The organism is Acidaminobacter sp. QWL-03 (assembly GCF_058683855.1).
Genome location: NZ_CM178752.1, coordinates 658,109 through 671,960 on the forward strand (window position 1 = coordinate 658,109; position 13,852 = coordinate 671,960).

The 13,852-nt window shown below is 45.7% G+C and carries 12 protein-coding genes and 1 other annotated feature; of the genes, 5 read left to right on the plus strand and 7 right to left on the minus strand.

Annotation, left to right across the window (positions count from 1 at the left end; all coding sequences use genetic code 11):
• Window positions 1-23 precede the first annotated feature (23 nt).
• Genes fdhF through AC4PHM_RS02915 form a run of 4 tightly spaced genes read right to left on the minus strand, consistent with a single transcriptional unit; the run spans window position 24 to window position 5,455 of the window.
• Window positions 24-2,708 carry a formate dehydrogenase subunit alpha gene (gene fdhF / locus AC4PHM_RS02900; protein WP_492020448.1) on the minus strand — a complete coding sequence of 895 codons (2,685 nt, stop codon included), beginning with the start codon at window positions 2,706-2,708 and terminating at the stop codon, window positions 24-26.
• Between the two features lie 57 nt (window positions 2,709-2,765).
• Window positions 2,766-4,565 carry an NADH-quinone oxidoreductase subunit NuoF gene (gene nuoF / locus AC4PHM_RS02905; RefSeq protein ID WP_492019394.1) on the minus strand — a complete coding sequence of 600 codons (1,800 nt, stop codon included), beginning with the start codon at window positions 4,563-4,565 and terminating at the stop codon, window positions 2,766-2,768.
• 24 nt (window positions 4,566-4,589) lie between these two features.
• Entirely contained in the window at window positions 4,590-4,958 is a 369-nt protein-coding gene (locus AC4PHM_RS02910; protein WP_492019395.1) for a (2Fe-2S) ferredoxin domain-containing protein, read from the minus strand.
• Window positions 4,955-5,455 carry an NADH-quinone oxidoreductase subunit NuoE family protein gene (locus AC4PHM_RS02915; protein WP_492019396.1) on the minus strand — a complete coding sequence of 167 codons (501 nt, stop codon included), beginning with the start codon at window positions 5,453-5,455 and terminating at the stop codon, window positions 4,955-4,957. Before AC4PHM_RS02915 ends, AC4PHM_RS02910 begins: the two co-directional genes overlap by 4 nt.
• Window positions 5,456-5,897: 442 nt before the next feature.
• On the opposite strand from AC4PHM_RS02915, the gene AC4PHM_RS02920 reads away from it, so the two are divergent.
• The 5 genes from AC4PHM_RS02920 (at window position 5,898) to epsC (ending at window position 10,172) form a co-directional block, all read left to right on the plus strand.
• On the plus strand, window positions 5,898-6,794 hold the full coding sequence (locus AC4PHM_RS02920; protein WP_492019397.1) for a diacylglycerol/lipid kinase family protein: 897 nt from the start codon (window positions 5,898-5,900) through the stop codon (window positions 6,792-6,794).
• A gap of 60 nt (window positions 6,795-6,854) precedes the next feature.
• Complete coding sequence (gene mscL, locus AC4PHM_RS02925) at window positions 6,855-7,247, plus strand: large-conductance mechanosensitive channel protein MscL (RefSeq protein WP_492019398.1); 393 nt, start codon at window positions 6,855-6,857, stop codon at window positions 7,245-7,247.
• Between the two features lie 103 nt (window positions 7,248-7,350).
• Window positions 7,351-8,301 carry a nucleoside hydrolase gene (locus AC4PHM_RS02930; RefSeq protein ID WP_492019399.1) on the plus strand — a complete coding sequence of 317 codons (951 nt, stop codon included), beginning with the start codon at window positions 7,351-7,353 and terminating at the stop codon, window positions 8,299-8,301.
• A 104-nt stretch (window positions 8,302-8,405) separates the two neighbouring features.
• Window positions 8,406-8,622 (plus strand) — a binding site (T-box leader).
• Window positions 8,623-8,678: 56 nt separating this feature from the next.
• Window positions 8,679-9,593 (plus strand): cysteine synthase A, encoded by a 915-nt coding sequence (cysK, locus tag AC4PHM_RS02935; RefSeq protein ID WP_492019400.1) that lies wholly within the window; start codon window positions 8,679-8,681, stop codon window positions 9,591-9,593.
• A 6-nt stretch (window positions 9,594-9,599) separates the two neighbouring features.
• Entirely contained in the window at window positions 9,600-10,172 is a 573-nt protein-coding gene (gene epsC, locus AC4PHM_RS02940) for a serine O-acetyltransferase EpsC (protein ID WP_291401211.1), read from the plus strand.
• A 70-nt stretch (window positions 10,173-10,242) separates the two neighbouring features.
• Here the strand turns inward: epsC and AC4PHM_RS02945 are convergent, their stop codons facing one another.
• Genes AC4PHM_RS02945 through AC4PHM_RS02955 form a run of 3 tightly spaced genes read right to left on the minus strand, consistent with a single transcriptional unit; the run spans window position 10,243 to window position 13,817 of the window.
• Window positions 10,243-12,069 (minus strand): ATP-binding protein, encoded by a 1,827-nt coding sequence (locus tag AC4PHM_RS02945; protein ID WP_492019401.1) that lies wholly within the window; start codon window positions 12,067-12,069, stop codon window positions 10,243-10,245.
• Window positions 12,070-12,116: 47 nt separating this feature from the next.
• The gene (locus AC4PHM_RS02950; protein WP_492019402.1) at window positions 12,117-13,370 is read right to left on the minus strand and encodes an ABC transporter substrate-binding protein; all 1,254 of its coding nucleotides are present in this window, start codon (window positions 13,368-13,370) and stop codon (window positions 12,117-12,119) included.
• A 15-nt stretch (window positions 13,371-13,385) separates the two neighbouring features.
• On the minus strand, window positions 13,386-13,817 hold the full coding sequence (locus AC4PHM_RS02955) for an Lrp/AsnC family transcriptional regulator (protein WP_291401217.1): 432 nt from the start codon (window positions 13,815-13,817) through the stop codon (window positions 13,386-13,388).
• Window positions 13,818-13,852: the final 35 nt, after the last annotated feature.

Here is a 13,852-nt window from a genome sequence, read left to right on the forward strand (position 1 = left end):
AGATTTCACCTCGTTAAGTTGAATTAGACGGTTTGGATTTTCTCAACGCTGACTGCGCAAACTTTTAGTTCAGGCATGTTTGAGATTTCATCCAGCGCTGAAGCGTTAGTCAGGATGTTCGCGGCTGTTTCTGCGAAATGGAAAGGCATAAAGACCACTTGATCTTGGATGGTGTCTGTTACCTTGGCTTTAACCTCGAGTTCACCCCTTCGGGATGCGACCTTGACGAGTTCTCCATCCTCAATCCCAAGCTTGAGGGCTGTGTTTGGAGAAACCTCAATGAAGCCTTCTGAGGCAATGGCATGCAGACCTTCCACACGTTTTGTCATAGTTCTGGTGTGATAGTGGTATAAGATTCGGCCGGTCGTCAGAATAAATGGATAAGCCTCATCCTGAAGTTCTGCAGAATCGACATGATGTACCGGTACAAAAAGTCCCTTTCCGCGGGAGAACTTCTCTTTGTGGAGGTACTGGGTACCGGGATGATCAGATGTTGGACATGGCCATTGTAAACCCTTGTGCTCAATGCGGTCATAAGTGATGCCGCCATAAAGCTGTGTCGCCTTGGAGATTTCTTTCATGACATCTTCAGGTTTTTCATAAGGCGCATCCATACCAAGACGCTTCATGATTTCGACAAAGATTTCCCAGTCCGCTTTCGCTTCGCCAGGCGCCTGGACTGCTTTTCTGACGCGCTGGACCCGGCGCTCTGTGTTCGTAAAAGTACCATCTTTTTCTGCAAAGCAGGCCACCGGCAGCACGACGTCTGCAAGAGCAGTTGTCTCGGTTGGGAAGATATCCTGAACTATGAGGCAGTCCAGGTGTTCGAGGCTTTCGCGGATGTGGTTGGTATCCGGGTCAGAAACCATAGGGTTTTCACCCATGATGTACATCAGTTTGATTTCACCACTGTGGGCGGCCTGCATCATTTTTGTGAGCGGCATACCGCGCTTGTAGGAGAGCTTTGCGCCCCAGAGAGATTCAAATTTCTGAATGACTTCAGGGTTAGTAACCTTTTGGTAGCCAGGGAACTCATCCGGGAGGCCCCCCATGTCGCAAGCGCCCTGAACGTTATTTTGGCCGCGGAGAGGGTTGACGCCGCTGTGTGCTTTGCCTAGGTTGCCGCACATCATGGCAAGGTTGGAGACCGTCATGACATGTCCAGTTCCTGTACTGTGCTGAGTAATCCCCATGGCGTAGAAGATGGAGGCGCGATTCGCATGGGCATACATTCTTGCTGCTTTACGGATCAGATCTGCATCCACGCCGCAAATTTCAGATGCTTTTTCAGGGGTGTAAGCTTGTATGACGTCGATCAGATCGGAAAGGCCAGTGGTCCGCTCTTCGATAAACTCGGAATCATAGAGTCCTTCGTTGTAAATAACATTCATCATGCCATTCAGAAGGGCGACGTTGGTGCCCGGTTTTAATTGAAGGAAGACGTCCGCATGTCTGGCGAGCTCTATGCGTCTTGGATCAGCGACAATTAATTTTGCACCATTTTTAACAGCTTGAAGAATTTGAGCGCCGATAACCGGATGATTTTCTGTTGTGTTTGATCCTGTGACAAACGCGAGATCAATCTTAGGGATTTCCGGGATGCTGTTGGTCATAGCGCCGCTTCCGAGGGTAGTCGCAAGACCTGCGACTGTAGAAGCATGTCAGAGGCGGGCGCAGTGGTCGAGATTGTTGGTGCCGACACCAGCGCGGAACAATTTTTGCATCAGGTAGTTTTCTTCGTTGGTACATCTTGCAGATACCAGGCCTGCCAGGGTATCCGCACCGTAGACGTCACGGGTTTGTTTGATTTTGCCTGCGACAAAATCAAGTGCTTCATCCCACTCCACTTCAGTCAGGACGCCATGCTTTTTAAGCATTGGCTTTTTTAAACGATCTGGGTGGTCAATAAAGCTGTAGCCAAACTTGCCTTTAACACAGAGCAGTCCCATGTTGGAGTGATCATTGACCGGTTCGACATCAACGACCTTGTTGTCCTTAATGACTAGATTCATCTGGCAGCCAACGCCGCAGTAAGAACAAGTCGTCTGGACTTTTTTTGTCTCCCAGTTTCTAAAGCGCTCCTTGCTCTTTGGCATCAAGGCACCGACAGGACAAGCAGAAACACAGTTTCCGCAAGAGACGCAGACGGATTTGTCCATACCGGCTTCAAAAGGATGGGTGATGTGCGTATGGAAGCCGCGTTCGCTGAAGCCAATCGCACTCGTGTTTTGAAGTTCGTCACAAACACGGACGCATTTTCCGCATAAAATGCATTTGTTTTGGTCGTTATAGAAAAATTTATTCGTTTGATCTACGTCGCTGACGCGTTTTGCACCTTTGAACGCTTCGATATCAATCTCATAACGATAAGTATAATCCTGAAGCTTACACTGACCGGCTTTGTCACAGACGACACAGTCGTTGGGGTGGTTTGCCCAGATCAGTTCCAGGACAGATTTTCTTGCGTCAATGACAGCAGGGGTTTCTGTATTGATGACCATACCATCAGCAGCCGGTGTCGTACAGGAAGCCACCAGACTTCTGGCGCCTTCAACCTCGACGACGCACATCCTGCATGCACCGTTTGGCACAAGGCGCTTGTCATTGCAAAAAGTAGGTACAAACAGGCCGGCTTCTTCAGCCACCTGTAAAATGGTCTTTGGCAAATCTACATGTATGGTATTCCCGTTCAGGGTCACCTGAGCCATGTATTCGTCCTCCTTACGATCTAAATTCGAGCGGGCAGACTTTAAAAAGCACCCGCGTTATTTTTTGATAATCGCGTTGAACGGACACTTGCTCATGCAGGCGCCGCATTTGATGCACGCATCCGGATCAATGTGGTGCAGACCTTTGACTTCTCCGGTGATACAGCTGACAGGACATACCTTCTTACAGAGGGTACATCCTTTGCAGGCATCCGTAATGACATAAGTCAACAGTGCCTGGCAGACGCCGGCTGGACAGGTTTTGCCCACAATGTGAGCCTCGTATTCCGTTCTGAAGTAACGCAGGGTTGAAAGTACCGGATTAGGTGCAGTCTGTCCAAGTCCGCAAAGGGAAGAGGCCTTGATATTTTTGGCAAGACGCTCTAGTTTTTCAATATCTTCCATTTCGCCTTTGCCTTCAGTGATCCGGTCGAGAATTTCCAGCATACGTCGGGTACCTTCCCGGCAAGGGACGCACTTGCCGCAGGATTCATCCACGGTAAAGTCCAGGAAGAAGCGGGCGATGTCCACCATGCAGTTATCCTCGTCCATGACAATCATGCCGCCGGAGCCCATCATGGATCCAAGGGAGATCAAGTTGTCATAGTCGATTGGTATATCCAGGTGGTCAGCAGTGATACAGCCGCCGGAAGGTCCGCCGGTCTGAACTGCTTTGAACTTCTTGCCCTTTGGAATGCCACCGCCTATATCTTCGATGACGTGGCGAAGCTTTGTGCCCATTTCAATCTCAATCAATCCTGAATTGTTGATTTTTCCGCCGAGGGCGAAGACTTTCGTTCCTTTGGATTTCTCGGTGCCCATGCTGGCATACCATTCCGGTCCATTGAGGATGATCTGAGGGACATTGGCAAAAGTCTCGACGTTGTTGATGACCGTTGGTTTTCCGAAGATGCCCTTATGCGCAGGGAATGGTGGTTTAGGCCGAGGCATGCCGCGTTCGCCCTCGATAGAGGCGATCAGTGCTGTTTCTTCACCGCAGACAAAAGCACCCGCGCCGAGGCGGATTTCCATGTCAAACGAGAAGTCTGTACCGAAAATGTTCTGGCCAAGCAATCCATGCTCCTTTGCCTGCTCAATTGCAATTTTCAAGCGTTTGACGGCAATTGGATACTCCGCGCGAATATAGACGTAGCCCTTTTCAGCGCCGGTTGCATAACCTGCAATAGCCATAGCCTCTATCAGACAGTGAGGGTCGCCCTCCAGTATGGAACGGTCCATAAAGGCACCAGGGTCGCCTTCATCTGCGTTGCAGCCAATATATTTAATTGGGCCTTCTGTTTTGGCTGCGAATTCCCACTTAATCCCTGTAGGGAAGCCGCCGCCGCCACGGCCTCTTAGGCCTGACTTTTTAACTGCATCCAAGACGTCTGCGGGCTGCATTTCGGTCAAAACCTTTCCCAAGGCTTTATAACCGTCATAAGCTATGTATTCTTCAATGATTTCAGGATTGATGACACCGCAGTTTTTCAGCGCGACCCTGTGCTGCATTTTATAGAAGGTCACTTCACTGAAAGAAGTGGCGAGCTGCTGTTCCGGTGGTGCCAGTTTGTCGCGATAAAGCAGTGATGTGACGATTCGACCTTTCATCAGGTGCTCAGAAACAATAGTATCGACATCTTCAATCTTTACTCTTGAATAGAAGGAACCCTCAGGGTGTACGATACAGATTGGACCTTCTTCACAAAGTCCGAAACAGCCTGTTCTTACCACCATTACTTCCTGATCCAGGCCTTGCTCTGCGACCAGTTCCTTAAAACGCTCCTCAATCTTATCGGAGCTTGAGGACGTACATCCTGTACCGCCGCAGATGAGGACGTGCGATCTGAACAAACTCATTGGCATAAGCCTCCTGTCATGGTTTTACTTTTCTTTGCTGCCGATGGTGAACGCCTCGACAACCTGATGCTGCATCAAATGTGATTTAACGATTTGTCTAGCCTTTTCTTCAGTCATTTGAACATAAGTGGTTTTTGGATGGCCTTCCTGAAAGATCTCAACCACAGGTTCGAGACTGCAGTCGCCAAGACAACCGGTTTGAACCACTCTTATATTTTCCAGCCCTTGCTGGTCGATCTCGTCCAGAATGGTCAGAAGCACCTGACGTGCCCCCGCTGCCATGCCACAGTCATCCATGGCGACTGAAACCGTATAGTTGCCTTTTAAGGTACGAAGATTGATCCGTCGATACACATCCTGTTGCACTTTTTCAAGTTCAGCTAAAGACTTCAAGCGGAAACCTCCTCTGATGTTTTACTATACTTCTCGAGAATACCCTGGATATCACCTTCAATAAGTCGGCCGTAAACTGCATTGTTGACGGTGAGAACTGGTGCGAGCCCGCAGGCGCCAATACAACGAGTCGCTTCGACGGAATAACGGCCATCCGGTGAGGTTTCACCAACTTTGACACCGAGTCGTGTCACAATTTGGTCAAGGAGTTTTTGTGCACCTTTGACATAGCAGGCAGTGCCCAAACAGACGGCAATGAGATAATCTCCTTTTGGTTCCAGCGTAAATTGCGAATAAAACGTGACCACACCATAAATTTCAGCGAGTGGAATGTTCAGTTCATCCGAAATAACTTTTTGTACTTCATAGGGGATCGCGCCAAAAATGACTTGGGCTTCATTCAGTATTGGCATTAAAGGTCCTTGGATATGCCTGTAATGCTCAATGACAGTATGCAGTTTCTGAAAATTGTCTTCAGTTAAAATGTTTTTAGCCATGAAGCAGCCTCCTGACTTTCTTTTTTCGCTGATTTGATTTTATCTCATTTTATCGATTATGAATATATCAAACTTTTATAATTGTAGAAATTTTGTGACAAAAAGTTTTTACTTAGCTATAAACGTTGCAAGTACCTGCTTAATAGTCGGAATTGCAGAGGTATAAATTTAAGTATATTATTTCTCGGTTTCATTGATGTGAAATATATGTGAAAATTTCAACAAAGTTTGGTGGCACAAAAACCAGTAGTCCTGGAGCCGGAACCAATTGCAGAGGGAATCGTATATTGAATGACCGGTATTTACTTCCTTATTGACCAATTTGTAATGTTTCTTGTGCTGGGACATTTGTCAACGACGTGATATAATGACGATACACAGCCGGAGTACATCTGGACTCAGGCAGAGCACCCAATAAGACTAAGCGGGGTAGGCCAACTATATGAACTTTGAAAAAATCGCATTGGTGTACAACTCCTATTCAGGCATGTTGAAGCCATCCTGGAAGCTGGAACCTCTGATTGAATATCTTAAGACAGCCTCAGAAATAATCACCATAGATGTCGCGGGAGATCTTGATATTGAAGAAGAGGTCATAAAAGCGTGTCAAGCAGGCGCGGAGCTTATCATTGCCTGTGGTGGAGACGGCACGGTGCACAGTTGTGCCAACGGGATCATGCAGAGTGGATCTGAGGCAGTATTAAGTGTGCTGCCATTTGGAACCGTTAACGATTTTGCTTCAGTGCTGGGTATGAACGACAAGATAGATCAGTTTATCGAAGTTTTGGAGCGAGGTATTACAAAAAAAATTGACGTCGGGATTTGTAATGGGCTATATTTCATCAATGTTGTCGCTGTGGGGGCGTTCACGGATGTGGGATACGCTGTGCCAAGACCGCTAAAAAAATTTTTCGGCAGGTTGGCTTATTTGGGTTACGGCATTAAAGACAGTTTGAAATATTTGAATGAATCTCACAGGGTTCATTTGGAGATCAATGGCGAGGTCATTGAAAGGGATATCACCTTATTTACTGTGACGAATTCAAACTCAGTGGGTGGATTTAGAAATTATGCTCGGCCCATTGAACTGGATGATGGCAATTTATATTTAATGATAATGAAAAAATCCACCTTCAAACAAGCGGTGAAAATTGTCATGACTTATCTCAGTACACAAAAATTTGCCGGAGAAACCATAGATTACTATCCAATCAAGCATTTTAAAGCCAGCTCCGTGGATCTTATGAAAATTGACATAGACGGTGAAGAGGGCGGTCGTCTGCCCATTGAAATCAAAATATTGGAAAAGAAGCTCAATGTATTAATCCCAAAAGGTTAATTAGGATATTTATGGGTATAATGACTCCAGAGGTAACATTGTGACTAAAGGAGGAGACCCATGCTTAAAGAATTTAAAGCTTTCGTATTAAGAGGAAATGTTGTTGATCTTGCAGTTGCGGTCGTTATTGGCGGTGCATTTGGAAAGATTGTCACCTCACTGGTCAATGATTTGATTATGCCGCTGATTGGCATGATCTTGGGCGGCGTCAGCTTTACAAACCTAAAGTATGTCATTACACCGGCATCAGAAGGGGTTGAGGAAGCAGCAATTCGTTATGGCGCATTTATTCAGTCCGTAGTTGATTTTGTCATTATTGCCTTCGCAATTTTTATGATGATCAAGCTGCTCAACCGTATGAGAAAGAAGCAAGAAGAAGCACCAGCAGCACCGCCTGAACCGCCTCGTCAAGAAGTGCTGCTCGAGGAGATCAGAGACCTGCTTAAAAAATAACACATCACATTAAGCTAGGAAAAGTGAGATAAGAAGGTGTCTAAGGTGGTTGGTTCAACTGCCTTCCTGCACCTTCTTCTACGTTATAAGGGTGGTTGAGACTATGACAATGGCAGGCTTTATCAGGAAGAAAAAAGTTATTCTGGATGTGGATACGGGGATAGACGACGCTATTGCCATCATGCTGGCTTTGGCTTCTCCTGAACTGGAGGTCCTTGGGATTACTACAGTTTCGGGAAACATAGACCTTGAGTCCGCGACTAAAAACACTTTAAGAGTGTTGAAGCTGATAGGCCGGGAAGACATTCCAGTCTATAAAGGCGCGGTAAAGCCGCTTTGGAGGTCAATAAGGTATGCAAAAGAAGTCCATGGAGACTGCGGCCTGGCTGGACAGTTGAGTGATCTTGAGCCGGGAGAGGCTCAGAGCCTATCGGCAGGCGATTTTATCAAAGCTCAAATTGAAAGGTATCCGGGAGAAATAACTTTGATCATGACCGGTCCGGAGACCAATCTTGGCGTCCTTCTTATGCAGGAACGAAACTTGGCGCTGTATCTCAAGGAGATAATTGTTATGGGTGGCGCAGCGGATAGCCGAGGGAATGAATCTCCTGTGGCTGAATTCAATATAGCCATTGATCCTGAGGCAGCTGATCTTGTCTTCCACAGCGGGGCTCCATTGACCATGGTTGGGCTGGATGTGACTCGAAAAGCGCTGCTAAGAAAATCGGATATTGATTCATTAAAGGCATCAGAAGCGGTGAAGCGTTTTGTTGATCAGGTGACTATGGAATATCGTCAAAGGTTTGCTGCCATCAAGGGTTTTGAAGCCTGCCTGATGCACGATCCACTCGCTGTCGCAGTCGCAGTCGATCCCTCACTCGTCAGATGCGTTAACCGCTATGTTGGAATCGAGACGGAAAGCCGTTATTGTGACGGCCAGACAGTTTGTGATTTCGATGACAGGTGGGGCAAAAAGCCTAATGCTGAGGTTTGTATCGAACTTGACCATGAAAGGTTTTTGGATTTGCTGACGAACAGACTGAATCGCTATTAACCAACTAACGGAATGAGAAATTTCATTAATTCGAAAAAAAGCTTTGACTTTTTGATCTTAAGGCTTTAAAATACAGATTAAGCAGAATTCATATTAAATCAGTCGGAAATACAATGACGAAGGAAAGTAGTATTGACAGGTCTTTTCAGAGAGAGGGTGCTGGTGGGAATCCCTCATGACAGTCAGTGCGAAGTGCCCTTCTGAGTTACGCACCGAAGCCCAGTAGGCTGCGTCGGGTTCTCCCGTTACTGAGATCGGACATGTTCTGGTGTCCCAGAGAACCAATTAGAGTGGAACCGTGGAGTTAACTCCGCCTCTATGCATAACGTGCATAAGGCGGAGTTTTTTGTATTTTTAAAACGAGAGGAGTTTTATAAATGATTTATAATTCGTTGTTGGATATGATTGGTCATACCCCAGTTGTCAAATTAAATACACTGACTGCCGGAAATGGCGCACAGGTTTACGTGAAGCTGGAAGGCAAGAATCCGGGTGGGAGTATAAAAGACAGGGCCGCCCTCGGAATGATCGAAGACGCAGAAGCTAAGGGTGCACTAAAGCCAGGCATGACTATTGTCGAACCAACCAGCGGCAACACCGGAATTGCCATCGCAATGATTGGTGCGCTGAAAGGATACCGAGTCGTCATTATCATGCCGGAGACCATGAGTATTGAAAGAAGAATAATAATGAAAGCCTATGGCGCAGAGATTGTTCTTACAGAGGGCTCCAAAGGGATGAAAGGCGCTATCGAAAAAGCGGTCTCATTGAGAGAAGAAGACAAGATGGTTTTTATACCTGGCCAATTTTCAAATCCTGCCAATGCTGAAATGCACTATAACACTACCGCCCAGGAAATAATGGATGATTTTGAGCGGCTGGATGTGTTTGTAGCAGGCGTCGGAACCAGTGGGACCATCAGTGGTGTAGGAAGACGCTTAAAAGAGGATCGCCCCGGTACCAGAATTGTGGGTGTAGAACCTGCGAAATCCCCTGTTATCAGTGGCGGTCAGCCGGGTCCTCACAAAATTCAAGGCATTGGCGCCGGATTTGTAACTGATTTATATAATCAAAACGTCGTCGATCAAATCATGACCATTGAAGATGAGGAAGCTTTTGAGTTTGCCAATCGACTCGCTAGAGAAGAAGGTCTGTTTTTAGGAATCTCAGCTGCGGCAAACGTAGCCGCTGCGATTAAAATTGCGGCAGAACTTGGACCGGACGCTAAAGTTCTGACTGTTGCGCCGGACAGTGGTGACAAATACCTATCTATGAATGTATTTCAGGGGTGATGAGACATGTTTAGAAAAATTAAGTCCTATCTGGATACGGTAAGGGATCGGGATCCGGCTGCGCGATCCTACTTGGAAGTCATTTTTCTTTATCCGAGTGTCCATGCAGTTGGATTATATCGAATTGCCAATTGGCTGTTCCGGCATAAAAGATTTTTTTCGGCGAGGTTTATCTCTCAGTTTGCCAGATTTATTACCGGTATTGAAATTCATCCGGGAGCGACCATCGGCAAAGGCCTTTTTATTGATCATGGCATGGGTGTCGTTATTGGTGAAACCACTGAGATAGGGAACTATGTCACCTTGTACCAGGGTGTAACGCTGGGTGGAACGGGAAAAGACAAGGGGAAGAGGCACCCGACTATTGGAGATGATGTTGTTATTGGCTCAGGCGCAAAAATATTGGGCCCAATTACCGTATCTTCCGGAAGTAAAATTGGAGCCAATTCAGTCGTGCTGCACAATGTGGAGTCTTTCTCCACCGCGGTGGGCATTCCGGCCAGAATGGTGCGCAAAGGCCAGGTTATTGAGATTGACAAATATAAAGAAGCGCATATTTACAATCATATGGTGATTTAACGTGAACTGTGCTTAAAACAAATGAGCTGCTGTAAACCTGATTTCCGGTTTGCAGCAGCTCATTTTTAGGTTATTTATTGAAGGTTTTAATCTCAGAAAGTTCGAGCCTGACCAAACGGCCGCGATCATAAAAAAGGCTCTTTCCACTGGAGAGTTTGTGGTGATCCTCAGTTAATTTAAGCGGGATTTGAAGGCGGTAGTGCATACCGGTCTGTTGTGCGGCGTAGATTGGGCTCAATGTCCCACGGTGGAGCTCTATCAACTGCTTTGAAAGGTAGAGACCAAATCCGGCGCCTTCGGACTTTTTAGCAAACTCAGAATTCAACTGGTGATACTTAAGGAAGGCATTTTGCACTGAAGCTTTGGGTATTCCAATGCTATTGTCACTGTAATCAAGAACAATAGCCTCATCCTCGCAGTTTAAAGCCAGTAGAATTTTTGGTTTATCTGTATTGAACTTTATTGAATTAGAGATCAGATTCAATAAGATTCGATCCAGCTCATAGGGGTCAATAGTCGCTTCCAGTGTTTTAAACTGCGTGTCGAGTTGAATCTCCAGTTCTATTGGATCCAAGACGTCGTTAACCCATTTAATGAGTTCGCTGAGTTCGAAAACCAGATCAACCCGTTTGAGATCGAGCGTATAATCCTTATTTTCCAGTTGATTGGCGTCGATAAGATTGTTGATGACACGAAGCAATCTCATGCTGTTGTTTTTAGCGATACTTGTATATTTGACAAACTTGTCATCCGGTAAGTCTCGGGATTTAACCAAAGCACTCCGTTCCACTGCGTTCACCGCGTTCAGTATGAGGCTTATGGGAGTGCGAAGCTCGTGTGACAAGCTGATGTAATATTCGTTCTTGTAGCGCTCCTCGTCGATCAGCGCTGTCCAGAGTTCTTCGTTCGCGTGATTGAGCTGGTTGAGTTCTGCCGCTTGTTTTTCTACATTCCGTTCGAGATGGTAGCTTCTATAGGAAAACGCGAAAGTCGCAGCTGCGGAAATGAGAAAGAAATAGTTGAACAGTGAGAGTACATCTTGTTCTTCTGAGCGAGTTGCTGGCAGGGAGATCCATTTTTCAATGTTAGCCTGTAACTCACCAGACTTCTTTTGGTTTTGAAGGAAATTATTCAATTCAAATTGTAGAAGTATATGATTGGGATTGACGATAAAACTATTCTCTTCGAGAAACAGAGTTGTTTCTAACGGTTGAAACTGAGATAACTGTCTTTCGTTAAAAAGAAAAGTGCCCAAATCCGACGGCAGAAGGACGGCATCAAATTGATCTGCCAATAGCCCATCCAGTGCAGCATCATGATTTGGCAGCGCAATCAGTGCATTTTTCGTCGCCATATTGCTCAGATACCCGGCCAAAGTATCGCTGCTTCTATAGCCGATACTGAGTCTGCCTGAATCCTCGTGGAACAAATCCTGAACATTCTTCGAATCCATCAAATTTTGATCCACAAATAGTTTGTAATTTCTTATATAAAATGGTGTGGTTGATCTTGCAAAGTCAGGTGCTTTTACTCGACCGCTGCTGTAATAAATATCATAATCACGGTCAAACATAGCCTCCAATTGATCATAGGTTACCAGATCGAGTAACAATTCATAGCCGGCGGCTTCAGAAAATAAGCGCAGCAAATCAACGGCTAACCCGTCGGGCAAGCCGTTGCGATTGATAAACATTATAGGGTAATCATCACTTAAGCCAACCACTTTCAAAGTTTTTGCAACTGAGGAATCAGAAGGTTCAGTTGCTGATAGAGGCATCTCCTGAGCAGCAGCAGTGTTTAAAACATCCTTTTTAAAAATTGAATCAGCCCAGGATCCTTCAGAGTTGATGGCGGCAAAAATGATGAGGAATGTCAAAAAGCGTGTGAGGTTTTTCAATTTGCCCCTCACTTCCTCTCTTACTCTTATTCCTCTTCACTTGGCTGTTAATAAAGCAGTCTTGGCAAAAGCTGATTCAGCATCAATATGGCTTCGTCCGGCGTCTGTCCGTTTTGAAGCGTCAGATGCACCTGTGCCTGGAGCAGAAGAGAAAGCTCGTCGTAATTCGCTACCTTTGGTCTTGGTTTGGACTGGTTAAAATAGTCAACCATGTCATCCAGAAAGGGCATACGTTCCAGGACTTCTTCATCCGAGTACAGTGCGACTCTGGATGGAATGTAATTATACTTCAAATTCATGAGCTTTTCATTTTCGTAAGTTGTCAGGAATTTGATCCATTCGACGGCTTCTTTCTTGTGTTTGGAGTCTTTGGATACCATGTACATCCAACCGCCAAATGCGCCATAGGAGTCGTGCCCGGACTTCAAGCTGGGAAGAGGTGCGACTGCGATTTTATCTTTCAGCTCCGGGGTCTCAGACAGTTTGCGCCAACCCGTTGGCCAATCTCGCATGAAGATCAGGTTACCTTCAATAAAGGCAGCCCGAAGATCACCACTTGAATAATTCAAGGCATCAGTCAAAACAATCTTATCTGTGTAGATCATGGATTGCATGAGGGTAAGTGTTTCTTTCACACCTTGAGCTTCAAAGCGATATGGTGTTTGAGCGGTATCTATGTCATAACCGCCTGACCAGAGAATTTCAAAGAAGCTGCAGGTTAAACCTTCAAAATTTTTCCACGACGCGGCAAAGCCATTTAATCCTGGTTCCTTGTCTTTTATGGCCAAAGCCGTTTCGCTCATCTCTTTGTAGGTTTTAGGCACCTGGAAGTCATACTTTTCCAATAGATCTTTTCTGTAAAACAAGACACCAGAATCAATTCTGTAAGGAATGCCATAGAGTATTCCGTCCACGGTAGCTGCATCAATGGCACTGCTTAGGTATCCCTGAAGCTCATCATTACTAAAATAGGGATCCAAGTCTGCTACCCATTCGGATTTTACAAATATTGACGGCCAGGTAACATCCGCATCAAAGACATCTATGGCGTCTTGCTGAGTAGACAACTTATTGCTGATTATTTCGTATTTGTCATTTGTGTCATCCGGAAGCTGAACATAGTTGATTTCAATACGTGGGTTTTCTTTCTCAAAGGCGGCAATGACTTCCTCCATGACCCCAAGTTTGTCAGGGTGAGCATAAAATTGAAGCGTCACGGTGCGGTTTAGATAATAGAAAAGATTTACCGCAATGGCTGAGACAAAAATCAAGGCCAAAAGGATGATGTGATTTCTTTTCATGAATTTGCGACGCTCCTAGGGCAAGATTGGTTTTCGATCAAGCGGACTGGACAATACAATGGTAGTCCGGGTGTTGCCTAATTGTTGAATGCGATCCAGCAATTTTTCGAGCTCAATGGTGTCAGAGAGAAATACTTTGATTGTCATGCAGTCTTCACCAGTCAAATGATGACATTCTACAATTGCAGGATCGTTCTTTACGAGATGCAGAAATGCCTTGTGCTGATTGACCATCATTTGAACATTAATGATCGCGAAAACGCGCTTTCCCAACAGTTTAGGATCGACGACTGCGGCATAACCTTGAATAATACCAGACTCTTCAAGGCGTTTGACCCGTTCGCTGACAGCTGGTGGGGACAGTGCGACGAGATTGCCGAGTTCCTTCATAGAAATGCGGCCGTCAGTCTGCAAAATTTCAAGAATTTTAATGTCAGTTGAGTCCATGTTGTGCCTCCTTAAAAAACGAAGGAATATTTGAA

Bases quoted from the DNA above. Each gene is read 5' to 3' on its own strand.
- epsC (WP_291401211.1), top strand. From the start codon at position 9,600: ATGTTTAGAAAAATTAAGTCCTATCTGGATACGGTAAGGGATCGGGAT.
- mscL (WP_492019398.1), top strand. From the start codon at position 6,855: ATGCTTAAAGAATTTAAAGCTTTCGTATTAAGAGGAAATGTTGTTGAT.
- nuoF (WP_492019394.1), bottom strand. From the start codon at position 4,565: ATGAGTTTGTTCAGATCGCACGTCCTCATCTGCGGCGGTACAGGATGT.
- AC4PHM_RS02915 (WP_492019396.1), bottom strand. From the start codon at position 5,455: ATGGCTAAAAACATTTTAACTGAAGACAATTTTCAGAAACTGCATACT.
- cysK (WP_492019400.1), top strand. From the start codon at position 8,679: ATGATTTATAATTCGTTGTTGGATATGATTGGTCATACCCCAGTTGTC.
- AC4PHM_RS02955 (WP_291401217.1), bottom strand. From the start codon at position 13,817: ATGGACTCAACTGACATTAAAATTCTTGAAATTTTGCAGACTGACGGC.
- AC4PHM_RS02920 (WP_492019397.1), top strand. From the start codon at position 5,898: ATGAACTTTGAAAAAATCGCATTGGTGTACAACTCCTATTCAGGCATG.
- AC4PHM_RS02930 (WP_492019399.1), top strand. From the start codon at position 7,351: ATGACAATGGCAGGCTTTATCAGGAAGAAAAAAGTTATTCTGGATGTG.
- AC4PHM_RS02950 (WP_492019402.1), bottom strand. From the start codon at position 13,370: ATGAAAAGAAATCACATCATCCTTTTGGCCTTGATTTTTGTCTCAGCC.